Genomic DNA, 21,937 nt, shown 5'->3' with positions numbered 1-21,937 from the left:
CCTGGTTGTCGTTCTGGGTCTCGGAGATGTTCTCCACGAGTACTCCCTCATATGTCGTGGGAAATGAGCAATCCAGAGAGTGCACAGCAGAAGCTGAGCGGTTCACACGCGCCGACGATGAGCGCCTGCCTGCCAGCACCTGGGTGGTGCTGGGGATCGCGTGCGGATTTCGCAGAAGTGCGAAGGGGCCAGATTCACGAAGTTACGTGGAGCCCTCTGCTCGATCCCTAATCGTACCACCACGCACATCCACCGCGAGCATGTACGCGTGCCACGGAGTGTCCGTGACGGCATCCGCCACGTCGACAGCCCGCCGGCGCGTGCCGGGGCCGTCGGCCAGTACCAGCACGCTGGGTCCGGCGCCGGAGACGACCGCCGCGAAGCCCTCCGCGCGCAGCGCCTGCACGAGCCGCAGCGTCTCGGGCATCGCGGCGCCGCGATAGGCCTGATGCAGCCTGTCGGCGGTGGCGTCCAGCATCAGCTCGGGGCTCTGCGTGAGCGCCGCGACCAGCAGCGCCGACCGCGAGACGTTGAACACGGCGTCCTCGCGCGGCACCTGCAGCGGCGCCAGCGAGCGCGCCAGTGAGGTGGACATCGTGAAGCCGGGCACGAAGACCAGCGGCGCCACGCCGCGGTGCACCAGCAGCTTCTTGTGCAGCGGCCCGTGATCGCCCATCCAGGCGATGGTGAGCCCGCCGAACAGTGCCGGCGCGACGTTGTCGGGGTGGCCCTCCAGCTCGGTGGCCAAGCGCAGCAGATCGTGGTCCTCGAGGTCGACGTCGCCCGCCAGCAGCCCCTTGGCGATCAGGATGCCCGCGGAGACCGCTGCCCCCGAGGACCCCAGTCCGCGCCCGTGCGGCACGCCGTTGACGGCGTGCAGCCGCAGCCCCGGCATCCGCCGGCCGACGTCCTCGTAGACGTGCGCGATGGAGCGCACGACGAGGTTGGTGGCATCGGTCGGGATGCTGTCTGCGCCGGAGCCGGACACCGTGATGTCGAGGCGGTCGTCGTCGAACGAGGACGCGGTGAGCGTGTCGTAGATGCTCAGCGCCAGACCCAGCGTGTCGAAGCCGGGACCGAGGTTGGCGCTGGTGGCGGGGACGGTCACCGTGACCGTGCGCAGCGCATCGTCGACATCGGGGGTGTCCCCGACCACGGGCTCCATGTCCGCAGGGACGAGGGTGACGGGCACTGCTACTCCCCCTCGACGCGCAGCACTGAGATGACCTGCTCGACGACATCGCTGTCGGTGAGCCGCTCGACGGCCTCGCTGAGCGCGCTGTCCGCAGCGCGATGGGTGCCGATGACCAGCCGCGCTGTGCCGCGCTCCCCCGATTCGGTGGGGATGACGGTCTGCACGAGGGTGGCGATCGACACGCCGCCCTCGCTGAGCAGCAGGGCGATCTTCGCCAGCACGCCGGGCCGGTCGGCGACCTCGAGCGTGATCTGATAGCGCGTGGTGACGTGGCCGATGGAGACGATGGGGAGGTTGGCGCGGGTCGACTCGCCGACGCCCGTGCCGCCCGCCATGTGGCGGCGTGCGGCGGAGACGACGTCGCCCAGCACGGCGGATGCCGTCTGCATCCCGCCGGCGCCGGCGCCGTAGAACATCAGCGAGCCCGCGGCCTCCGCCTCGACGAAGACGGCGTTGTTGGCGCCGTGCACCGAGGCCAGCGGATGCTCGCGCGGAACAAGCGCCGGATACACGCGCACCGAGATCTGCTCTCCGCCGTGCTCGTGCAGGCGCTCGCAGACAGCCAGCAGCTTGATCACGAACCCGGCCTCGCGCGCCTGCTGGATCATGTCAGCGGTGATGGCCGTGATCCCCTCGCGGTGCACGGCGTCCAGCGGGACGGTGGTGTGGAAGGCCAGCGATGCCAGGATCGCGGCCTTCTGCGCGGCGTCGTAGCCCTCGACATCGGCCGTGGGGTCGGCTTCGGCGTAGCCCAGGCGCTGGGCATCGGCGAGCACGTCGGCGAAGTCCGCGCCCTCGCCGTCCATCCGGTCGAGGATGTAGTTGGTCGTGCCGTTGACGATGCCCATGATGCGCACCACGCGGTCGCCGGCCAGCGAGTCCCGCAGCGGCCGGATGATCGGAATGGCGCCGGCGGCCGCGGCCTCGTAGTACACCGAGGCGCCGACGCGATCAGCGGCCTCGAACACCTCGGGGCCGTGCGTGGCCAGCAGCGCCTTGTTGGCCGTGACCACATCGGCTCCGGAGCCCAGCCCCAGCAGGATGTGCGAGCGGGCGGGCTCGATGCCGCCCATCAGCTCGATGACGATGTCGGCACCGGTGATCAGCGGCTCCACGTCAGTGGTGAACAGCTCGCGCGGCAGCTCCACGTCGCGCGGCGCGTCCGGGTTGCGCACGGCGATTCCGGCCAGCTCCAGGCGGGCGCCGGCGCGGTCGGCGAGCTCGTCGCCGTGCTTCAGCAGGAGCGCAGCCACGTGGGATCCCACCGCACCGGCTCCCAGCAGGGCCACGCGAAGTCGTCGGTACTCAGTCATCTGCGCTCCTCACGCACGGGGTGGTCAGGTCTGATGGCGGGCACGAGCGCCCACGGAGCGGGCCGCGTCACCGCTCGATGCCGGCGTCGCGGCCCAGCAGGTCGGCGATGGTCTCGCCGCGCACGATCACGCGGGACGCCCCATCGCGCACAGCGACGATCGGGGGGCGCGGCACGTGGTTGTAGTTGCTGGAGAGCGGTGCGCAGTACGCGCCGGTGACGGGGACGGCCAGCAGGTCGCCCGGCGCGATGTCGGCGGGCAGGTACTCGTGATCGACGACGATGTCGCCCGACTCGCAGTGCTTGCCGACCACGCGCACCAGCACCGGCTCGCCCTCCCCGACCCGGGAGGCCAGGCGCGCGGAGAACTGGGCGCCGTACAGCGCGGGGCGGGCGTTGTCGCTCATTCCGCCGTCCACGCTCACGTACCGGCGGGAGCCGTTCTCGAGCGTGACGTCCTTGATGGTGCCGACTTCGTACAGCGTCACTCCGGCGTTGCCGACGATGGCCCGGCCGGGTTCGAACGAGAGGACCGGGAGGCGGATGCCGCGCGCTGCGCATCCTTCCGCGACTGCGGCGACGATGCCCTGCGCAAGAGCCTCGATCGGCTCCGGGGCGTCGACGCGGGTGTACGCGATGCCGAACCCGCCGCCCAGATTCAGCTGCGGAACATCACCACCGGCCAGCAGCTGCTCGTGCAGGTCGAGCACGCGCCCCGCAGACTCTCGGAATCCTGCGACGCCGAAGATCTGCGAGCCGATGTGGCAGTGCAGTCCCGCGAAGTCGAGTCCCTCGATCTCGCGGATGCGCGCGACCAGCTCGGGAGCGGCATCCACGGGCGTGCCGAACTTCTGATCCTCGTGCGCGGTGGCGAGGAAATCGTGGGTCTCGGCGTGCACGCCGCTGTTGACGCGCAGCATGACCCGCTGCACGGTCCCCGTGCGGGACACGATCGCGGCCAGCCGCTCGATCTCCAGGGCGCTGTCGATGATGATCGTGCCGACCCCGACCTCGACGGCGCGCTCCAGCTCGGCCACCGACTTGTTGTTGCCGTGGAAGCCCAGCCGTCCGGCATCCGCTCCCGCAGCCAGCGCGACCTCGAGCTCGCCGCCGGTGCACACGTCCAGGTTCAGGCCCTCGTCCATCACCCAGCGCACGATGGTGGTGTTCAGCAGCGCCTTGCCCGCGTAGTAGACGCGAGCCGTGGTGCCGTGCTCCTCTGCGGCCGCGTCGAACGCGGAGCGGGTGGCGGCCGCACGGCGGCGCACCTCGCCCTCATCCAGCACCTGCAGCGGCGTGCCGTGCGCTCGCACGAGCGCCCCGGCGGCGATACCGCCGATGCTCAGCTCTCCATCGGCCGTGCGCACGGCGGACGCCGGCCAGACGGCGGCGACCAGGTCGTTGGCGTCGTCGGGGACGACCAGCCAGTCGGGGGCGGGCGAGGTTACAGCTGAATGCACAGAGCACCAATCGTGGGACGGGTTCTCGGGCGCAGAGCGCACGGCGAGGTTGCCCCGATTCTAGGTCATCGGCGCAACCCCCTTCGGTCATGTTCCGTGCGGTGACTAGGGTGGCCGGATGAACGGACGAACGGATTCCGAACCTCCCGGGCTCATCGCGCGCACCTCCGCTGCGGTGACGGCGCGGCTGCTCCGCTGGCGGCTGGTGCGCGCAGCACTGCGCTACGCCTCACGCCGCGGTCCCGTGCTCGCGGACGCGGTGACGTACCGCGCGCTGTTCAGCGTGTTCGCCGCCGTGCTGCTGGGATTCTCGGCGGCGGCGCTGTGGCTGTCGCGGGATGACGCCGCGTGGGATGCGGTCGTGCGCGCGATCGACACCGCGGTGCCGGGCCTGCTGCGCACGCCGGGCGGTCAGGGCGTGGTCGATCTGGACGACATCCGCGCGCCCGCCGGGCTGTCGATCACCGGGATCGTCTCGCTGGTCGGCCTGATCGGCGCTGCGCTGGGGGCGATCGGCTCGCTGCGCGTCTCGATCCGCTCCCTGGCCGGCACCGCGCGAACCGACGTCGTGTGGTACCGCGTGATCCTGCGCAACATCCTGCTCGCGGTGATCATCGCGGTGACGTTCGCGGGCGCCGCCGCTCTGACGCTGGCCGGTGAGCTCATCGTGACCGGGTTCGCGGATCTCACAGGGATGCCGCCCCGCTCCGCCCTCGTGACCTGGATCGTGCGCGTCGTCTCGCTCCTGGTCGTGCTGGTGCTGAACGCCGTGCTGATCGCCGCCGCGTTCCGCATGCTCTCGGGCGTGCAGGCCTCAGCCCGGGCGCTGTGGTCCGGTGCCGCACTGGGCGGGATCGCGCTGCTGGCACTGCAGGAGCTGTCCGGGCTCCTCGTCGGGGGCGCCAGGGCTAACCCGCTGCTGGCGTCGTTCGCGTCGCTGCTGGCGCTGCTGCTGTGGCTCAACCTCTCCACGCAGGTGATCCTGCTGGCGAGTGCTTTCATCGTGGTGTCCGTGCACGAGGAGCACGATCGCGTGGCATCCCGATTCGGCGCCACGACGCTCGCCGATGCCGCCGTGCGCCTCGCCGAGGAGGATGTCCGGACGGCGACGGCCGCCCTGCGCGAAGCCCGCGGCGATACGGACGGCGGTCCGCGGGGGACGTGATCAGCGCGGGCAGGCGCCCTTCGCGCGCAGTGCCGCGTCGACGGTGATGCGTCCGTCGGCGTTGAAGTCCACGATGGCGCGCTGACCCTCGATGCGAAGCCCGGTGAGCGCGACACCCTTCGGCAGGCGGTCGGCGATGCACAGGCGCTGCGGTGCGGCGAGCGTCTGGCCGAGACCACCCAGCGCGGCCGCCAGGCGCTGCAGGTCGACCTGCGCGCCGGCGAGGCTCGCGGACACCGGAGTCAGCAGCACGTCGCCGTCCTGGATGCCGGGAGTGACCGTGAGCCCGATCGGGATCGCACGGCCGAGCACGCTGACCTCGCCCTGAACGGTCGCGTCCGGTGCCTGCAGTGCGACGCCGGTCACGGGGATGGCTGCACCCTTCAGCAGCTGCGCGAAGGAGTCCCCATCGAGGATCAGCGAGCCCTTCACGGCGCCGAGCGGTCCGTCGCCGAGCGGCACATCGGCGACCGTCGCGTCGATCGCACCGGTGACGCCGTCCACGGTCACGGCATCCGACGACAGCCGCACCTCGCCCAGGCGGCCGGAGATCAGCTGCGGCACCAGCACGCCGGGGACCTCCACCTCCAACTCCTGACTGGCCGGAAGATGGGCGGCCGTGAGCACAGCGGCTCTGACGATCCCGGGGACGATGGAGCGGGCGGCGGCCTCGGCGGCCACCAGCAGGCCGCCGATCAGCACGATGGAGATGCCGAGAACCCATGGCCAGCGTCTGCGCCGTCGCGCAGGCCGGGCCTCGGAATCCGTCATGTCACATCCGCTCAGGTGCAGAGACGCCCAGCAGCTCCAGTCCGTTGCGCAGCACCTGGCCGGCGGCATCGTTCAGCCACAGTCGGGTGCGGTGGACGCTCTCGATGGGGTCATCGCCCTGCGGGATCACGCGGCAGCTGTCGTACCAGCGGTGGTAGAGCCCGGCAAGCTCCTCCAGGTAGCGGGCGATGCGGTGCGGCTCGCGGACGGATGCCGCGAAGGCGACGATCCGCGGGAACTCCTGCAGGGCGCCCAGCAGTGCGCTCTCGGTCTCGTGCACGAGCAGCTCGGGGGCGAACTCGGAGCGGTCCACGCCCGAATCCGCCGCGTTGCGCGCCACGTTGTGCGTGCGGGCGTGCGCGTACTGCACGTAGAACACCGGGTTGTCGTTGGTGCGCTTCTGCAGCAGCTCCGGATCCAGGTCCAGCGGCGAGTCGGCGGGCGAGCGCTCCAGCGAGTACCGCAGCGCGTCGGCGCCCAGCCAGTTCAGCAGGTCGTCCATCTCGATGATGTTTCCCGCGCGCTTGCTCAGTCGCGCGCCGTTGATGGAGACCATCTGGCCGATCAGCACCTGGATGTTCTTCTCGGGGTCCTCGCCTGCGGCTCCCGCGATGGCCTTGAGTCTGTTGACGTAGCCGTGGTGGTCGGCGCCGAGCAGGTAGATCTTGTCCCGGTAGCCGCGGTCGCCCTTGTTCAGGTAGTACGCGGCGTCCGCGGCGAAGTAGGTGTACTCGCCGTTGGAGCGCCTGATGACGCGATCCTTGTCGTCGCCGAAGGCGGAGGTGCGCACCCACACGGCGTCATCCTGGTCGAAGACGTGACCCTGCTCGCGCAGGCGGTCGACGGCCTGGTCGACGAGGCTGGGCGCGCCGTCCGCGCCCGCGGCGTGCAGAGTGCGCTCGGAGAACCACACGTCGAAGGGCACGTTGAAGCGCGCGAGGGAACTCTTGATCTCGGCCAGCTGATACTCGTACGCCTGGTCGCGTGCGACCACCAGCTGCTCGTCGGCCGGCAGGTCCAGCAGTCCGGGGTGGGCCTCCAGCACGCGCTGCGCGAGCTCGTCGATGTAGGCGCCCGGGTAGCCGCCCTCCGGTGTGGGTTCACCCTTGGCCGCCGCCAGCACGGAGTTCGCGAAGCGCTCCATCTGGGCGCCGGCGTCGTTGATGTAGTACTCGCGCACGGCGTCGGCCCCGCTGGCCAGCAGCAGGCGCACGATCGAGTCGCCCAGCGCGGCCCAGCGGGTGTGTGCGATGTGCAGCGGGCCGGTGGGGTTGGCCGAGACGAACTCGACGTTCACCGAGACGCCCTGCTGAGAGTCGTTGGTGCCGAAGGCGGCGCCTGCCTCGACGATGGTCCTCGCCAGCGCGCCGGCGGCGGCCGCGTCCAGGCGGATGTTGATGAAGCCGGGGCCCGCGACATCGACGGCGGCGATGCCCTCCACCTCGACGAGCGCATCGGCGATGCGCTGCGCGAGCTCGCGCGGGTTCGCACCGAAGCGCTTCGCCAGCCGCATCGCGATGTTGGTGGACCAGTCGCCGTGATCGCGGTTGCGCGGGCGGTCCAGCACGATGTCGGATGCCGTCACTCCGAGGTCCTCGTCAGGTCGCAGCGACGCCGCGATGGGCGTCAGGACGGCGAGGACGGCGGCGGCGAGGGCTTCAGGATTCATAGACCGCCCAGTCTACCGGCCGGTGGTGGCGGCCCTTCGTCGGCCCCGCTCAGCGGAATGCCGCCACGGTCTCGGTGAGTCGCGCCAGCGTCTGCGCATTCGGCTCGCCGCCACCGGCGCGGATCGCGAGCACCGCCGCCCCGACCGCCCCGTCGCCGACCGATCGCATCGCCAGGCCGTCGGCCGCGTCGCCCAGCCGTGCCAGGAACGCGTCGCGCACCGGGCCGCTGCGCGACAGCACGCTGCCGCCGATGACCAGGGGCCCCGGGCCCTGCAGGTTGGCGGAGAGCGTGTCGGCCAGGTGCTCGCCGGCGGCGGCGAGGATGCCCGCGGCCACGGCATCCGTCCCCTCGAACGCGAACGGCGCCAGCCCGGCCAGTTCGATGGGCGGATGCGCGTACAGAGCGCTCACCAGCTCCTCGAGCTCCAGCAGGCGGCCGGCGGTGCGCACGCCGGTGCGAGCAAGGCCGTGATGGGCGAGCACGCGGTCCGTCAGCGCCGTGCGGGGACCCGTGCCGTCCAGATCCGCCACGGCCGCACGCGCGATCTCCGCGCCGATCCAGAATCCGCTGCCCCGGTCCCCCAGCAGCCAGCCCAGTCCGTCGCCCGCGCCGTCGATCCGTCCGTCGCGCACCCGGATGACGCAGGCTCCGGTGCCCGAGACCATGGCGTAGCCGAACGCCTCCGCCGCGCCGCTGAAGTACGTGGCCAGCAGGTCGGACTCGAACACGAGGCGACCGGCGAAGCCCGCGGCGACCAGTCGGTCCATCAGCCAGTCCGCACCGCCGGTGGCGCGCATGCCCGCCATCGCGGGCACGATCAGCGAGACGTCGGACAGCGAGCGTCGCGTCCTCGAGAGCGCGGCGGCGACGGCGTCCAGCACTCCGCCGGCTGCTCGCTCGGCGCCTGCGGAGACCGGGTTGCCTCGGCCTCCGATGCCGTAGCCGAGACATTCCCCGTGCAGGTCCGTGAGCACCGCCCTGGTGGAGGTTCCGCCGGCATCGATGCCCAGCAGCAGCGGTTCGTGACTCATTTGTGATGTTGTCCTGTTTGACGTTTTCGTCGCGTGAGAATAGTTTTCATCTCAACGAGAAAAACCCTGACGGGGATTCAGGAGGCAATGGTGCCACGGACCAAGGACTTCGGCAACGGAATGACGATCGCGCGCCGCATCGCGGCGAGCCGTCACACCATGCCGACGGCGATGAGCAAGATCGCCGACGTGGTCACCGCGCACCCCGCGTCTCCCGTCGAGCTGACCATCACCGAGCTCGCCGACCGAGCGGGCACCTCCCCCGCCACCGTCACCCGCTTCTGCCGTGCACTCGGCTTCGACGGCTACACGCAGTTCCGTGTGGGAGTCGCCAGCGAGATCGGTCGCGGCGACGCGAACGAGAGCTGGCACGCCGACATCGGCGAGGAGTTCGGCGCGGACGACGACCCCGGCAAGGTGCTGCAGACACTGGTGGCCCTGCACGTCGACTCGCTGGAGAGCACGGCTGCACGCCTCGATCTGGATGACGTCATGCAGGTCGCTGCGGCCATCGCGTCGGCGCGCCATGTCGACATCTACGGAGTCGGCGGCAGCGGCATCATCGCCCGTGAGTTCCAGGGGCGCCTGTATCGCATCGGTGTGAATGCGCACGCCTGGTCCGACGTGCACGAGGGCCTCACCAGCGCCGTCATGCAGAACGCCACGTCGGTCGCGATCGGCATCTCCAGCACGGGCCGCACCGATGAGACCGTGCAGATGCTCTCGCAAGCCGGTGCCGCGGGTGCCGTCACGGTCGCGATCACGCACGACTCGGATTCCTGGCTGGCCGGCCTCGCCGACGTCTCGCTGGCCACCGCGGAGCCCTCGCACTACCTGCGCCCCGATGACCTGTCCGTGAAGCACTCCCAGCTGCTCGTCCTCGACCTGCTCTACCTGCTGGTCGCGCAGCAGATGTTCGGCGAGGCGTCGACCAGGCTGGCCGCCAGCGCGATGGCCGTATCCGCGCACCGCCGTCCTGCGCGTGCGCCGAAGCTCACCCCGACCACAGAGGAGAACCGATGAGCGCCACCCCGACCGACCTGCTGCGCGAGGCCACCACCCGGCTCGAGCGCCTCGCCGCCTCCGCCGAGTCCGGTGCGCTGGACCCCGCCATCGCGCTGATGGTGCAGGCGCTGGACGACGGCGGCGTGCTGCAGGCATTCGGCACCGGGCACTCCGAGGCCTTCGCGATGGAGATCTCCGGTCGCGCCGGCGGACTGATCCCCACCAACAGGTTCGCGCTGCGCGACATCGTCCTGCACGGCGACCGCGACATCGACGTGCTGGGCGCCGCGCTGGAGCGCGAACCCTGGGTGGTCGACGAGCTGATGGCCACCGTGCCGGTGAACGACGGCGACGTGTTCCTGATCGCCTCCAACTCCGGCGTGAACGGCTCGATCGTGGGCACCGCATTGTGGGCTCAGGAGCACGGGCACAAGGTCATCGCCGTGACCAGCCTCGAGCACACCGCCCGCGTGGAGCCGAAGCACCCCAGCGGCAAGCGCCTCAGCGAGATCGCCGACGTCGTCATCGACAACCTCGCGCCCTATGGAGACGCCACGCTCGAGGTCGCTGACGGCATCGCCGCCGGCGCGATCTCCTCGATCACCGCGGCATTCATCGCACAGCTGCTGACGCTGGGCGTCGCGCGCACGATCGCCGAACGCGGCGAGACCCCACCCATGTACATCTCCGCCAACATCCCCGGCGGCGATGAGCACAACTCCGTCCTTGAGGCCCGCTACGCGGACCGCATCCGGCGGGGAGCTTGATTCGACAGCTCCTGGGACCCTGAGCTCGCCTGAGGGCCCGACAACCCACACACCGATCACATCACTACGGAAGGTACGAAGATGGAACTCAAAGAAGCATCCATCAGCCGTCGCAACCTGCTGCGCGGCGCGGCCACGGCTGCTCTCCTGATCCCGTTCGGCGCGACGCTCGCGTCGTGCGCGGCTCCGGGCGGCGGCAGCACGGGCGGCGGCGCACCGGCAGGCAAGGTCACCGCGGACAACCCGTTCGGCGTGGCGGCGAACTCCAAGGTCGACGCGGTCATCTTCGACGGCGGCTACGGCATCGACTACGTCGAGAACTCCGCGAAGATCATGGAGGCCAACAAGAAGCTCGGCGGCGTGAGCGTGAAGGTCGCGTCGTCGACGAAGATCGCTCAGGAGCTGCAGCCCCGCTTCGTGGGCGGCAACCCGCCGGACCTCATCGACAACTCGGGCGCCAACTCGATCGGATGGAACACCATCCTCGACCAGCTCGAGACGCTGGACGACGTGCTGGACTCCAACAACCTCGACGGCACCAAGATCAGCGACACGCTCTTCGGCGGTGTCAAGGACCCCGGTACGTTCGACGGCAAGTTCGTCGCGCTGAACTACGTCATGACGGTCTACGGCATCTGGTACTCCTCGAGCCTGTTCGAGGAGAACGGGTGGACCGTCCCGACCTCCTGGCAGGATCTGAAGGCCCTCGGCGCCGCAGCGAAGGAGAAGGGCAAGTACCTCTTCCTCTGGGGCAAGGAGGCGGCGACCTACTACAACACGATGGTCGTCGACTCCGCCGTCATCCAGGCCGGCGACGACTTCCGCATCCCGTTCGAGAACCTCGACCCGAAGGCCTGGTCCCACCCCGCGATCCAGAGCATCCTCGGCATCCTCTACGAGATCATCCAGGCGGGCTACATCAAGCCCGGCGGTGCCGGCACGCAGTTCACGCAGGCCCAGGCCCAGTGGAGCCTCGACGAGTCCGCACTTCTCTATCCCTCGGGCTCGTGGATCGAGAACGAGATGAAGAAGACGACGAAGGACGGCTTCAAGATGAAGGGCTTCGGCGAGCTGCCCCTGGACGGCAACCAGACCACGCCGAAGGGCACCCTGCGCGCCGAGGCCGGCGAGCCGTTCATCGTCCCGAAGAAGGCGAAGAACCCCGCCGGCGGCAAGGAGCTGCTGCGCACGATGCTCTCGAAGGAGTCCGCCACCGCGTTCGCCAAGAGCAAGCTGGCGCCGACCATCGTCAAGGACACCGTCCCCGCCGACGGCTTCGGATCCACGGCGCTGGTGTCGCAGTCCGAGCTGCTGGCGGCCGCCGGCGACAACGTCTTCACCATCAAGTCGACCAACCTGTACGGCATGAACTCCGACCAGCTGCCGATCTGGAACTCGTTCCTGGACGGCAAGCTGACGGTCGCAGATCTCACCAAGCAGCTTCAGGCCATCGTCGACAAGATCCGCGAGGACAGCTCCGTCAAGAAGATCGAGATCAAGTGAGCTACTCCACCGTCAGCGGTGGACCGGGGCTCGAGACGGCCGCGGTCACTGCAGCCAGGGCGGGACGGCGCAAGCCGTCCCGCCCTGGGCGGCGAAAGCTGACCTTCGACTACGTCTCGTTCCTGCTCGTCTTCTTGGGCCTGCCCCTGGCGATCTTCCTGATCTTCGTGATCTCGCCGTTCCTGCAGGCCCTGTACTACGCGATGACCAACTGGACGGGCTTCACGCCGGACATGCAGTTCATCGCGTTCGACAACTACGTCAAGCTCTTCAACGACGACATCTTCATGCGCGCGATGCTGAACAACATCGTGCTCGCGCTGATCGTCCCGCTGGTCACCATCGTCATCGCCCTGATCTTCGCCAGCATGATCACCGTCGGCGGCCCGAGCCAGGGACAGGTCCGCGGGCTGAAGGGCTCGAGCTTCTACCGAGTGATCTCCTTCTTCCCGTACGTGATCCCCGCGATCGTCATCGCGATCCTGTGGAACATGATCTACACCCCCTCCGGCGGCCTCCTGAACGGCATCCTGGGACTGTTCGGCGTCACCGACCAGCCCGCGTGGCTGGGCGACGAGCGCACGGCCATGGCCGCGACGATCTTCGTGATCGTGTGGAGCATGGTCGGGTTCTACATGATCCTGTTCATCGCCGCGATCAAGGGCATCCCCGCCGAGACCCTGGAAGCCGCCCGCATCGACGGCGCCGGCCGGTTCCGCACCGTCGTCTCGATCCTGCTGCCGCAGATGCGCGACAACGTGCAGACCGCGTACATCTACCTGGGCATCATGGCGCTGGACGCCTTCGTCTACATGGCCGGCCTGAATGCGACCGGAGGCCCGGGCAACAGCACCCTGGTCATGAGCCAGTACCTGTTCCGCACGGCCTTCGAGAAGGGCCAGTTCGGCCTGGCGACCGCGATGGGCGTCGTCCTCGCCGTCATCACGCTGCTGTTCGCTGCGCTCATCATCGGCATCTTCCGCCTCATCGGCGGCAAGGACGAAGGAGGACGCGCATGAGCACCGAAACGCGCGCTGCGATCACCATCGATCCCAGAACGAAGTCCGGCGTGCCCGAGCGCAGGGTCAAGGCGACCCCCGGCGACAAGGCGGTCGGCACCGTCTCGCACGTGGTGATGGGCATCTGGTCCCTCGTCGTGATCCTGCCGATGATCTGGACGCTGATCGGCTCGTTCAAGACCACCAAGGAGATCTTCGCCAGCCCGTTCGGGTTGCCCTCGAACTGGAACTTCGACAACTACATCAGCGCCTGGATCGACAACGCCTTCGGCCAGATGTTCCTGAACACCGTCATCGTCGTGGGCGTCTCGCTCGTGCTCGTGATGGTGCTGGGCGCCATGTGCGCGTACGTGCTGGCCAGGTTCTCGGTCCCGGGCAGCCGGGTCATCTACTACCTGATGCTGGCAGGGCTGACGTTCCCGATCTTCCTCGCCATCGTCCCCCTGTTCTTCATCCTGCAGGGGATGGGGCTGCTGAACACCCTCCCGGGCCTGATCCTCACCTACGTCGCGTTCGCGCTGCCGTTCACGGTGTTCTTCCTGTTCTCGTTCTTCAAGTCACTGCCGTACGAGATCCAGGAAGCCGCCTACGTCGACGGCGCCAGCGAGTGGCGCACGTTCTTCCAGGTGATGCTCCCGATGGCCAAGCCCGGCATGGCCGCGGTGGCGATCATGAACTTCCTGGGGCTGTGGAACCAGTTCCTGCTGCCGATCTCGCTGAACACCGACAAGAACAACTGGGTGCTGTCGCAGGGCATGGCCTCGTACGCGTCCTCGGCCGGCTACTCGCTGGACTTCGGGCAGATGTTCGCTGCGGTGATGATCACCATCATCCCGGTGCTGGTCGTCTACATCCTGTTCCAGCGCCAGCTGCAGGGATCCGTCTCCCAGGGCACCTCGAAGTAGCATCCGACGCCCGCGAATCGCCCCTCCCGCCACGCTGGCCGCGAGGGGCGATTCATGCGTTGCCGACTCGTGACCGCGCCCGAATTCTCATCCGTCCCGCAATGACCTACTCTTCTCGAATGACCACGCACGCGCCGACCCGACGACGCCGCCTGGCGCTCGCGATCGCGGGCGCGACGGCGGTCGTGCTCGCCGTCGCGCTCGGCATCACCAGGCCGTGGATGCCGCCCGTCGAGACGGCGCCGATCGCGGCCGCCGAACACGGCGGGGTCTCACCCGCGCCGCTGATCCTGCCTCAGCATCCGCGTGTTCTGGTGTTCGGCGACTCCTGGACCTATGGTTCCGCCGCCACTCCCCCGACGGACGGCTATGCGTACCGGCTGGCCGATCTCATCCACGGCACCACCGTCGTCGACGGCGTCCGCGGCAGCGGCTATCAGAAGCCCGGTCTCGACGGTCCGGACTATCCGACGCGGATCAGGGCTCTGGATGCCGGGATCGCGCCCGACCTGATCATCATCGAGGGCTCGATCAACGACCGCCGCGAGAACGCCGCGGCATACCCCGCCGCCGTCACGGCTACGTGGAACGCCATGACGGCGAAGTTCCCCGACGTCCCCGTCGTCGTGCTCGGGCCCGCACCGCAGGTGCTGCCCGTGCAGGCGGGCACGGCACGCATCGACCGCGACCTGACCAGACTGGCCGCCGCGCGCAACTGGTGGTACATCTCGCCGGTGCAGGAGCACTGGATCACACCCGGGAACTACCGCCGGGTGATCGACACCGGCGCGGGCCGCGACCATCCGACGAACGCCGGGCACGAGTATCTCGCGAAGCGAGTGCACGAGGCGCTGGAGCGCTTCAGCACGGCGCCGGTCACGGCTGCCGACGGAGCCCATCCGGATCCGGCGAAGTAGCATCCGCCGGGTACTCGACCGTGCCGTCGCGCATGACGGCCCCCGGTGTGAGCTCGGCGGGCGTGATGCGTCCCTCGGCCATGAGATGGCCCACCGGGATGCCACGGGCCAGCAAGTGATCGGCGATGATGCGGCGGTGGCAGCGCCACCAGACCGCCTCCGAGCACATCACAACCGCCTGCTGCTCCGCGCCGAGGCGGATGACCTCATCCAGCCCGCGGGCGAAGTCCGCGCCCAGGGCGTAGTCGGCGTAGTTGTGGAAGCTGCGGTTGCGCCACAGGGCATTCACCGCGTCGTCGACGTCGCGCTGGATCGGGCGTCTGCCGCTCAGCTCGGCGATGCGGTGGTAGCGGATGCCTGCGTCTGCCAGACTCGCGGCCAGCGCGTCCTGGTTGAACCAGGGGTGTCTGTTCGATCCGGGCACTCTCCGCACGTCCGCGACGAGGTCCACCCCGGCGTCGCGCAGCAGCGTCAGGAACTCGTCGAGCGGGTGCGTCGAATGCCCGACGGTCAGGATGCGCTTCTCAGTCATCGAGGAGGGTCAGCGCGGTCCCCTTGTGCGCCGCGACATGGTCGGTCCTGTCGCTCTTGATCTCGTACTGCGGGTCCTTCTCGCTGGCACGGCGCGTGTGCCCCTTGTAGTCGAAGTCCGCGGTGTGCACGGTGGTGATGTGCCCGCTCACGTGACCCGCCTCGGAGTTCCACGTGACGTGGTCCCCGACCTTGAAGCGCTCGCTCACAGCAACCCCCTTCCGATGCTCGATGTTACCGCTGCACTGAGCGCGGTCAGCGGTAGGTCTGGCCGTTGGAGCAGGTCTTCACGTCGGCAGAGGTGCCCTTGATCGAGGAGGGCAGGTCGACGACGTCTCCCGGCGTCGCGCTGGGATCCGGCGCCGGAGCAGTGCTCACCCCAGGCGAGGGCTCCTTCACGACCACTCCGTCGTGCTTGGTGTTCTGGTGCGTGATCTGCAGCTGCTTGTTCGCCGTGACCGCGTCCCACAGGACGGCCGCGTTCTGCGTGTCCGGCACCACGCGATCGGCGTTCTCCGGGTCATCGAGAACCGGGTACTGCACGAAGGTGAAGTCCGAGACCGGCACGTCCTTGATGGCCAGCGCGATCTGCGCGATCTTGACCGGGTCGGCCAGCGACGTGGAGGCCTCGACGTTGCTGAGACCGATATTGGCGAGCTTCATCACGGTGCCGACGTTGCCGAGCACCTGGCTGCTCATCAGCTTGCGCACCAGACTCGACATGTACTGCTGCTGATTGCCGATGCGCCCCAGGTCGCTGCCGTCGCCGACGCCGTGCCGCGTGCGCAGGAACTGCAGCGCCTGCAGCCCTTCCACGGTGTGGTCGCCCGCGGGGAGGTCCAGGCCGGTCTGACTGTCGATGATCGGGGTCTCCAGGCAGACGTCCACACCGCCGATGGCGTTCGTGATCTCGATGACGCCGCCGAAGGTCACCTTCGCCGCGAACTCGATGTTCTCGCCGCCGAGCAGGCTGGACACGGTCTTGGCCACGCAGTTCAGGCCGCCCTTGTCGCCGCCGTGAGCGTAGGCGACGTTCAGCATCGCCTTGCGCAGGGCCGAGTGGCTCTTGCCGTCGGCATCCGTGCAGGCGGGGATCACCATCATCATGTCGCGGGGGAAGCTGACCACCGTGACCCGTCGCGGACTGGCCGAGACGTGCATGAGCAGCGTGACGTCGTTGTTGATGCCGTCGGTGTCGGGGCCTTCGCAGCGCTGTCCGAAGAGCGCGGCGTACTTCGGCTCGCAGGTGTCCACGCCCGTGAGCAGGATGTCGAACCCGCCCTTGTACGCCGCGATGTCCGGGGGCAGCTCCTTGCCTCCGTCGATCTCCACCGAGTTCGACTTGACGGTGTTGAACAGACCGCCGACGACGAATGCAGCGACCGCGATGCCGCTGACCAGCACCACAGACACCGCGATGCCGATCAGCTTCAGCAGCTGCCCTGCCGCGGTCGGCGTGCGCAGCCGGGCGTGTCGCGCGACGAGTTCGTCTCGTCTGCCCGGAGTCCTCACGCGGTGCCCCTTCGTCGCGGATCCGTGGGCCCCACGAGGTGCAGCCGACGGTCGGTTCGATGGAAACGCGAGACGCCGCCCCTCGGGGACGGCGTCTCGTGTTCGTGCCCCCGACAGGAATCGAACCTGCGACCTACGGTACCGGAAACCGGCGCTCTATCCGCTGAGCTACGGAGGCGAACCCGTCGAGCCTATCAGTTTCGGATGCCCCGTCACGCCCAGCCGAGTGCCAGCGCGACCACCGCCAGCAGCGGCAGCGCACCCTGCATCACTGCGGCGCGCAGCTTCGAAAGATCCGCGATCACCAGCACCAGCGCGGCGGCCAGCATCATGCCGGTCCCGGCCAGGGCGAGCGTCATGCCGGCGGTGCTGAAGCCGGAGATCACGAGGACCACTCCCAGGAATGCGGCGAGCGCGAGGAACAGGTTGTAGAAGCCCTGATTGAAGGCCAGCTGCTTCATGGTCTCGGCATCCGCCTCGCTGCGCACGCCGAATATCCGACGGGTGGCGGGCTGCGTCCATCGGACGGACTCCAGCACGAAGATGAACACGTGGAACGCGCCGGCGAGGGCGGCGAGGATGAGGCCTGCGATCAGCATCCGTCAGCCCCTGGCCACGCGACGGTAGGCGAGGTCGCGGATGTCCCGGCCCTTGGCGATGCCCTTGCGCTCGAAGGCCGTCATGACGCGTCCTTCGAAGCGGTCGGCCCACTCGCCGTCGAACGCGCGCTCGAACTCGGGCGCCTCGTCGAGCACCTCGCGCATCTGCAGCGCGTAGTCCTCCCAGTCGGTCGCGAGCCGCAGCAGCCCGCCGTCCCGGATCGCCCGCGCCGCGGTCTGCGGGAATCCGAGTCGCACCAGGCGGCGCTTCGTGTGGCGCTTCTTGTGCCACGGGTCGGGGAAGAAGATCCACACCTCGGATGCCGATCCCTCGGGCAGCAGAGTGGAAAGCACCTCCGGGGCATTGGCCTCGACGAGCCGCAGGTTGCGGGCGCCGGCCTTGTCCGCATCCAGCATGGTGCGCGCGAGCCCCGCGCGGAACACCTCGACGGCCAGGAAGTCGACCTCCGGCCTGGTCGACGCCGCCGCGACGATCGCGTGCCCCTGCCCCGAGCCGATCTCGACGATCAGCGGCGCGGTGCGCCCGTAGACGGATGCCGGCTCGAGGCGAGCATCCGGATGCACCGACGTGAAGGCGACGGACCGCGGGACGTCGAACAGATAGAACGGGGCGAGCTCTTCGAACGCCCTCTCCTGCGCCTCGGACATGCGCCCGCTGCGGCGCACGAACGAGACGGGCTCTTCGCGGAAGGTGAGGGGTTCGGGCATCCCCCCAGAATATCCGCGCGACCGACCACTCATGCGGTGGGCTCCGTGACGAAGTCGATGAGCTCCTCGACGCGCCCCAGCAGCGACGGCTCCAGGTCGCGGAAGGTGGTCACGCGGGAGAGGATGCGCTGCCAGGCCCGCGCGATGTCGGCCTGGTCCTCGGCGGGCCAGCCGAAGGCCCGGCAGATGCCGACCTTCCATTCCGTGCCGCGCGGGATCTGCGGCCAGGCGCGGATGCCCATCGCCGCCGGCGTCACGCACTGCCAGACGTCGATGTACGGGTGACCCACGACCTTCAGGTGCCTCCCGTGCGGTCCCCGCAGGATCTGCTCGACGAGCCTGGTCTCCTTGGAGCCCGGCACGAGGTGGTCGACCAGCACGCCATAGCGGCGGGTCGCGTTCGGCGGCGCCTGCGTGAGGAGGTCCTCCAGCAGGTCGACGCCCTGCAGGTACTCCACCACGACGCCCTCCACCCGCAGGTCGGCGCCCCACACCTTCTCGACGAGCTCGGCGTCGTGCCGGCCCTCGACGAGGATGCGGCTGGGCAGTGCGACCTTGGCGCGGTCGTCCTCGACGACGAAGGATCCGGATGCCGTGCGGCGCTGTCCCCGCGGTGCGGCCGCAGGCACAACGAGGCGCACCGGTCTGCCCTCCACGAGGAAACCACCGCCCATCGGGAAGCTGCGCCGGCGGCCCTTCCAGTCCTCCAGCTCGACCATCCCGGCCTGCACGCGCGTGATCGCGCCGCAGTAGCCGTCGTCGGCCACCTCGACGACGAGATCCTTCACGGCGGGCACGTCGCTCGCCTTCGCGAAGCCGCGCTCGCGCCACCCTGCCGCGAGCACGTCGCTGCCGTACCTGTCGTCCATGCCCTCCAGCGTATGCGGCTCCGCTGCAGGCGAACGGGCAGCACCCGACGGATGCTGTCGCGTGTCGGCCGCTTTGCATAGACTCGTCCCAGGTGCACAGCTGCCGGTTTGGGGGGACGTATGAGACATCGGTGGCCGGCGCTGGCCGCGATCATCCTGGGTGCGCTCCTCGGCGGCTTCTCGCTGAGCGCGGCATCCGCGACAGACCCGGGGCCCCTGACCGGATCGGGGAACGTCAGCGACGTCAGCGGCGTGCTCTCCCCCACGCAGCTGTCCGCGGCCGATGCGCGACTCAGCCGGCTCGCGAAGGACACCGGGGCAGATGTGTTCGTCGTCTTCGTGCCGCAGTTCACCGGCGCAGCCGACGAGAAGGACTGGGTCACGCGCACCGCCCACGGCAACGGGTTCAACGACCACCAGTACCTCATCGGCATCGCGACCGAGGGGCGGATGTTCGCCATGGCCGGGTCGGCGCAGGGCGGGCCGATCCCCGAGGCCGAGCGGTCCCAGGTCACCGACGCGATGCTCCCCGCGCTCAAGAACAGCGACTGGGCCGGATCCATCGACGCCGCTGCCGCGCAGGTGCAGGAGATGCTGGTCGACGGCCCGGCACGCGCCGCGCAGGGCTGGACGGTGTTCGGCATCATCGTGCTGCTGGCCGCGGTCGTCGTCGTGATCGTGCTGCTGGTCCGGCGCGCGCGCAAGCGCGCCGCCGAAGCGGCCAAGCGGCAGGCGCAGATCGCGGAGCTCGCTCGGCAGGCGTCCATCGCCCTGGTGCGCACCGACGACGTCGTGCGCTCCAGCGAGCAGGAGATGGAGTACGCCCGCGCCCAGTTCGGCGACGATGCGATCGGCGATTTCGTCGCAGCGCTGACGGCCGCGCGCGGCCACCTCGACGAAGCCTTCTCGCTGCAGCAGAAGCTCGACGACGAGATCCCCGACACCGACCAGCAGAAGGTGGAGTGGTACGACCGCATCGTGCAGCTGTGCACGACCTCGACCCAGACGCTCGAGGAGCGCAAGGCCGAGTTCGACGAGTTGCGCAAGCTCGAGCAGGACGCCCCCGCGGCGCTGGAGAACGTGCGCAAGCTGCGCACCGCGGCATCCGCCGAGATCGACCGCGCCGAGAAGATCCTCGCCTCGTTGGCCACGACGTACTCCCCCGACGCGTACTCGGCCGTGGCCGACAACGCCACTCAGGCGCGATCGCGCATCTCCTTCACGGATGCGCAGGTGCAGGCGGCACAGCAGTCGCTCGACGGCGGGCGCAGCGGCGATGCGGCTGTCGCCATCCGTGCGGCCGAGGGCGCCGTGCAGCAGGCGACGCAGCTCGAGGATGCCGTGGAGAAGCTGCAGAACGATCTGAGGGCCGCGAGCGAGCACGCTGCTGCGCTGATCACCGAGCTGGGCGGCGACATCCAGACCGCACAGTCGCTGCCGGACCCCGAGGGCCGCGTCGCCCAAGCCGTCGCCGCTGCGCAGCGGGGCGTTCAGCAGGCCCAGGCATTCCTCGGTGTCTCCGGTGGCAACCCGATCGCCGCGCTCCGGGTGCTCGACGCCGCGAACAGCTCCATCGATTCGATCATCCAGACCGCGCGCGACGAGCAGCAGAAGATCGACCGCGCACGCGGCGCCCTCGCCGGTGCGCTCCGGCGGGCTGACGCGCAGATCTCGGCCGCGGAGAACTTCATCCTGAACCGCCGCGGTGGAGTCGATTCCACCGCGCGGACCAGGCTGTCCCAAGCGCAGGGAAACCAGCGCGAGGCATACCGCGTCGCAGGCTCCGACCCCGTCCGCGCACTCTCCCTGACCCAGTCGGCAGACCAGCTCGCGGCCCAGGCGCTGCAGGCGGCTCAGAACGACCTCGGCGGTTGGGGTGGCGGGGGCAGTGGCGGCAACGACACCCTCGGCGCCCTGCTCGGCGGAATCCTCATCGGTCAGGCCGGAAGCAGCCACGGCGGCGGAGGCGGGATCTTCGGCGGCGGAGGCGGTGGCGGGATGTTCGGCGGAGGCAGCAGCGGCACCAGCGGCGGATTCTTCGGCGGAGGCGGAGGCGGGGGATTCTCCGTCGGCGGCTTCGGCGGAGGCGGAGGCGGTTTCTCCGGCACCAGCGGCGGTCACTTCTGATGGCGTCCGATCCTGACCCCGGTCCATCAGCCCGAGCACTAGCCTGACCAGACACGTACACGGCAAGACAACCATCCGAGAAGAAAAAGGAACCACACCATGGCCAAGGAATCCATCTTCGGACGCATCTCCACGCTCCTCCGCGCCAACATCAACGCGCTCCTCGACCAGGCCGAGGACCCGCAGAAGATGATCGACCAGCTGGTCCGCGACTACACCAACAACATCGCCGATGCCGAGTCCGCGATCGCCGAGACCATCGGCAACCTGCGCCTGCTCGAGCGCGACCACGAGGAGGACGTGCAGGCTGCAGCGGACTGGGGCAACAAGGCCCTGGCCGCCAGCCGCAAGGCCGACGAGTTCCGCGGCGCCGGCAACACGGCGGATGCCGACAAGTTCGACAACCTCGCCAAGATCGCCCTGCAGCGCCAGATCAGCTCGGAGCGCGAGGCGAAGACGTCGGAGCCGCAGATCGCATCGCAGACCGAGATCGTCGACAAGCTGAAGAGCGGCCTGAACGGCATGAAGGACAAGCTCGGCGAGCTGAAGACCAAGCGCAGCGAGCTGCTGGCCCGTGCCAAGGTCGCCGAGGCGCAGACCAAGGTGCAGGACGCGATCGGGTCGATCAACGTGCTCGACCCCACCAGCGAGCTGGGCCGGTTCGAGGACAAGATCCGCCGCCAGGAGGCCATCGCCCAGGGCAAGGCCGAGATCGCCGCGTCGTCACTGGACGCGCAGTTCGAGAGCCTGGACGACCTCGGCGAGCTCACCGAGGTCGAGGCCCGGCTTGCCGAGCTCAAGGCCGGCAAGCCGCAGGCCGCCATCGAAGCAGAGTGATCGGGCGGGCGG

General features: G+C 69.4%; 21 protein-coding genes and 1 tRNA gene. 9 read left to right on the top strand and 13 right to left on the bottom strand.

Going from position 1 to position 21,937, the window contains the following annotated elements; translation table 11 throughout:
• Nucleotides 1-202 precede the first annotated feature (202 nt).
• From thrB to lysA, 3 genes are all read right to left on the bottom strand, one after another.
• On the bottom strand, nucleotides 203-1,165 hold the full coding sequence (thrB, locus tag WA967_RS13270; RefSeq protein ID WP_424423443.1) for a homoserine kinase: 963 nt from the start codon (nucleotides 1,163-1,165) through the stop codon (nucleotides 203-205).
• Nucleotides 1,166-1,194: 29 nt separating this feature from the next.
• Complete coding sequence (locus tag WA967_RS13265; RefSeq protein WP_424423440.1) at nucleotides 1,195-2,508, bottom strand: homoserine dehydrogenase; 1,314 nt, start codon at nucleotides 2,506-2,508, stop codon at nucleotides 1,195-1,197.
• Between the two features lie 67 nt (nucleotides 2,509-2,575).
• The gene (gene lysA, locus WA967_RS13260; protein WP_424423437.1) at nucleotides 2,576-3,967 is read right to left on the bottom strand and encodes a diaminopimelate decarboxylase; all 1,392 of its coding nucleotides are present in this window, start codon (nucleotides 3,965-3,967) and stop codon (nucleotides 2,576-2,578) included.
• Between the two features lie 118 nt (nucleotides 3,968-4,085).
• On the opposite strand from lysA, the gene WA967_RS13255 reads away from it, so the two are divergent.
• Complete coding sequence (locus WA967_RS13255) at nucleotides 4,086-5,132, top strand: YhjD/YihY/BrkB family envelope integrity protein (protein WP_424423435.1); 1,047 nt, start codon at nucleotides 4,086-4,088, stop codon at nucleotides 5,130-5,132.
• Here WA967_RS13255 and WA967_RS13250 read toward each other — a convergent pair whose 3' ends face one another.
• From WA967_RS13250 to WA967_RS13240, 3 genes are read right to left on the bottom strand one after another with little or no spacing between them, the layout of a single operon-like run.
• On the bottom strand, nucleotides 5,133-5,903 hold the full coding sequence (locus WA967_RS13250) for a DUF2993 domain-containing protein (RefSeq protein ID WP_424423433.1): 771 nt from the start codon (nucleotides 5,901-5,903) through the stop codon (nucleotides 5,133-5,135). It abuts the gene before it with no gap.
• 1 nt (nucleotide 5,904) lies between these two features.
• Nucleotides 5,905-7,572 carry an arginine--tRNA ligase gene (gene argS, locus WA967_RS13245; RefSeq protein WP_424423430.1) on the bottom strand — a complete coding sequence of 556 codons (1,668 nt, stop codon included), beginning with the start codon at nucleotides 7,570-7,572 and terminating at the stop codon, nucleotides 5,905-5,907.
• Between the two features lie 49 nt (nucleotides 7,573-7,621).
• Nucleotides 7,622-8,605, bottom strand: coding sequence for an N-acetylglucosamine kinase (locus WA967_RS13240; protein ID WP_424423427.1), 984 nt, complete (start codon nucleotides 8,603-8,605; stop codon nucleotides 7,622-7,624).
• A 90-nt stretch (nucleotides 8,606-8,695) separates the two neighbouring features.
• Here WA967_RS13240 and WA967_RS13235 point away from each other — a divergent pair, with 90 nt between their 5' ends.
• The 6 genes from WA967_RS13235 (at nucleotide 8,696) to WA967_RS13210 (ending at nucleotide 14,721) form a co-directional block, all read left to right on the top strand.
• On the top strand, nucleotides 8,696-9,628 hold the full coding sequence (locus WA967_RS13235) for a MurR/RpiR family transcriptional regulator (RefSeq protein WP_424423425.1): 933 nt from the start codon (nucleotides 8,696-8,698) through the stop codon (nucleotides 9,626-9,628).
• On the top strand, nucleotides 9,625-10,377 hold the full coding sequence (locus WA967_RS13230; RefSeq protein ID WP_424423422.1) for a sugar isomerase domain-containing protein: 753 nt from the start codon (nucleotides 9,625-9,627) through the stop codon (nucleotides 10,375-10,377). The genes WA967_RS13235 and WA967_RS13230 overlap by 4 nt, the downstream gene beginning before the upstream one ends.
• An 81-nt stretch (nucleotides 10,378-10,458) precedes the next feature.
• Nucleotides 10,459-11,880 (top strand): N-acetylglucosamine/diacetylchitobiose ABC transporter substrate-binding protein, encoded by a 1,422-nt coding sequence (ngcE, locus tag WA967_RS13225; protein ID WP_424423420.1) that lies wholly within the window; start codon nucleotides 10,459-10,461, stop codon nucleotides 11,878-11,880.
• A complete protein-coding gene (locus WA967_RS13220; protein ID WP_424423417.1) occupies nucleotides 11,877-12,899 on the top strand; it encodes a carbohydrate ABC transporter permease in 1,023 nt (340 codons plus the stop codon). Before ngcE ends, WA967_RS13220 begins: the two co-directional genes overlap by 4 nt.
• Nucleotides 12,896-13,804 (top strand): carbohydrate ABC transporter permease, encoded by a 909-nt coding sequence (locus WA967_RS13215; RefSeq protein ID WP_424423414.1) that lies wholly within the window; start codon nucleotides 12,896-12,898, stop codon nucleotides 13,802-13,804. Before WA967_RS13220 ends, WA967_RS13215 begins: the two co-directional genes overlap by 4 nt.
• Before the next feature lie 119 nt (nucleotides 13,805-13,923).
• The gene (locus WA967_RS13210; RefSeq protein ID WP_424423411.1) at nucleotides 13,924-14,721 is read left to right on the top strand and encodes an SGNH/GDSL hydrolase family protein; all 798 of its coding nucleotides are present in this window, start codon (nucleotides 13,924-13,926) and stop codon (nucleotides 14,719-14,721) included.
• Here WA967_RS13210 and WA967_RS13205 read toward each other — a convergent pair.
• The 7 genes from WA967_RS13205 to WA967_RS13175 all read right to left on the bottom strand — a co-directional run bounded on the left by WA967_RS13205 (nucleotide 14,681) and on the right by WA967_RS13175 (nucleotide 18,961).
• Nucleotides 14,681-15,253 carry a DUF488 family protein gene (locus WA967_RS13205; protein ID WP_424423409.1) on the bottom strand — a complete coding sequence of 191 codons (573 nt, stop codon included), beginning with the start codon at nucleotides 15,251-15,253 and terminating at the stop codon, nucleotides 14,681-14,683. The genes WA967_RS13210 and WA967_RS13205 overlap by 41 nt on opposite strands.
• Nucleotides 15,246-15,461 carry a DUF2945 domain-containing protein gene (locus tag WA967_RS13200; RefSeq protein WP_424423406.1) on the bottom strand — a complete coding sequence of 72 codons (216 nt, stop codon included), beginning with the start codon at nucleotides 15,459-15,461 and terminating at the stop codon, nucleotides 15,246-15,248. The genes WA967_RS13205 and WA967_RS13200 overlap by 8 nt, the downstream gene beginning before the upstream one ends.
• Nucleotides 15,462-15,507: 46 nt before the next feature.
• Nucleotides 15,508-16,764: an LCP family protein gene (locus tag WA967_RS13195; protein ID WP_424423403.1), complete on the bottom strand. Its 1,257-nt coding sequence runs from the start codon at nucleotides 16,762-16,764 to the stop codon at nucleotides 15,508-15,510.
• A gap of 105 nt (nucleotides 16,765-16,869) precedes the next feature.
• Nucleotides 16,870-16,942, bottom strand: a tRNA-Arg gene (locus WA967_RS13190).
• Between the two features lie 34 nt (nucleotides 16,943-16,976).
• On the bottom strand, nucleotides 16,977-17,363 hold the full coding sequence (locus WA967_RS13185; protein ID WP_424423401.1) for a DUF1304 domain-containing protein: 387 nt from the start codon (nucleotides 17,361-17,363) through the stop codon (nucleotides 16,977-16,979).
• A 3-nt stretch (nucleotides 17,364-17,366) separates the two neighbouring features.
• Nucleotides 17,367-18,092 (bottom strand): tRNA (guanosine(46)-N7)-methyltransferase TrmB, encoded by a 726-nt coding sequence (trmB, locus tag WA967_RS13180; protein ID WP_424423399.1) that lies wholly within the window; start codon nucleotides 18,090-18,092, stop codon nucleotides 17,367-17,369.
• A gap of 29 nt (nucleotides 18,093-18,121) precedes the next feature.
• Nucleotides 18,122-18,961, bottom strand: a complete 840-nt coding sequence (locus WA967_RS13175; protein ID WP_424423397.1) for a DUF3097 domain-containing protein — start codon at nucleotides 18,959-18,961, stop codon at nucleotides 18,122-18,124.
• Between the two features lie 120 nt (nucleotides 18,962-19,081).
• On the opposite strand from WA967_RS13175, the gene WA967_RS13170 reads away from it, so the two are divergent.
• Nucleotides 19,082-21,088 carry a TPM domain-containing protein gene (locus tag WA967_RS13170; protein WP_424423395.1) on the top strand — a complete coding sequence of 669 codons (2,007 nt, stop codon included), beginning with the start codon at nucleotides 19,082-19,084 and terminating at the stop codon, nucleotides 21,086-21,088.
• Nucleotides 21,089-21,187: 99 nt separating this feature from the next.
• Complete coding sequence (locus WA967_RS13165) at nucleotides 21,188-21,925, top strand: PspA/IM30 family protein (RefSeq protein WP_424423392.1); 738 nt, start codon at nucleotides 21,188-21,190, stop codon at nucleotides 21,923-21,925.
• Nucleotides 21,926-21,937 lie beyond the last annotated feature (12 nt).

It is taken from the genome of Microbacterium sp., assembly GCF_049650565.1.
Lineage (GTDB): Bacteria > Actinomycetota > Actinomycetes > Actinomycetales > Microbacteriaceae > Microbacterium.
This window is presented reverse-complemented; position numbering and strand designations above follow the sequence as displayed.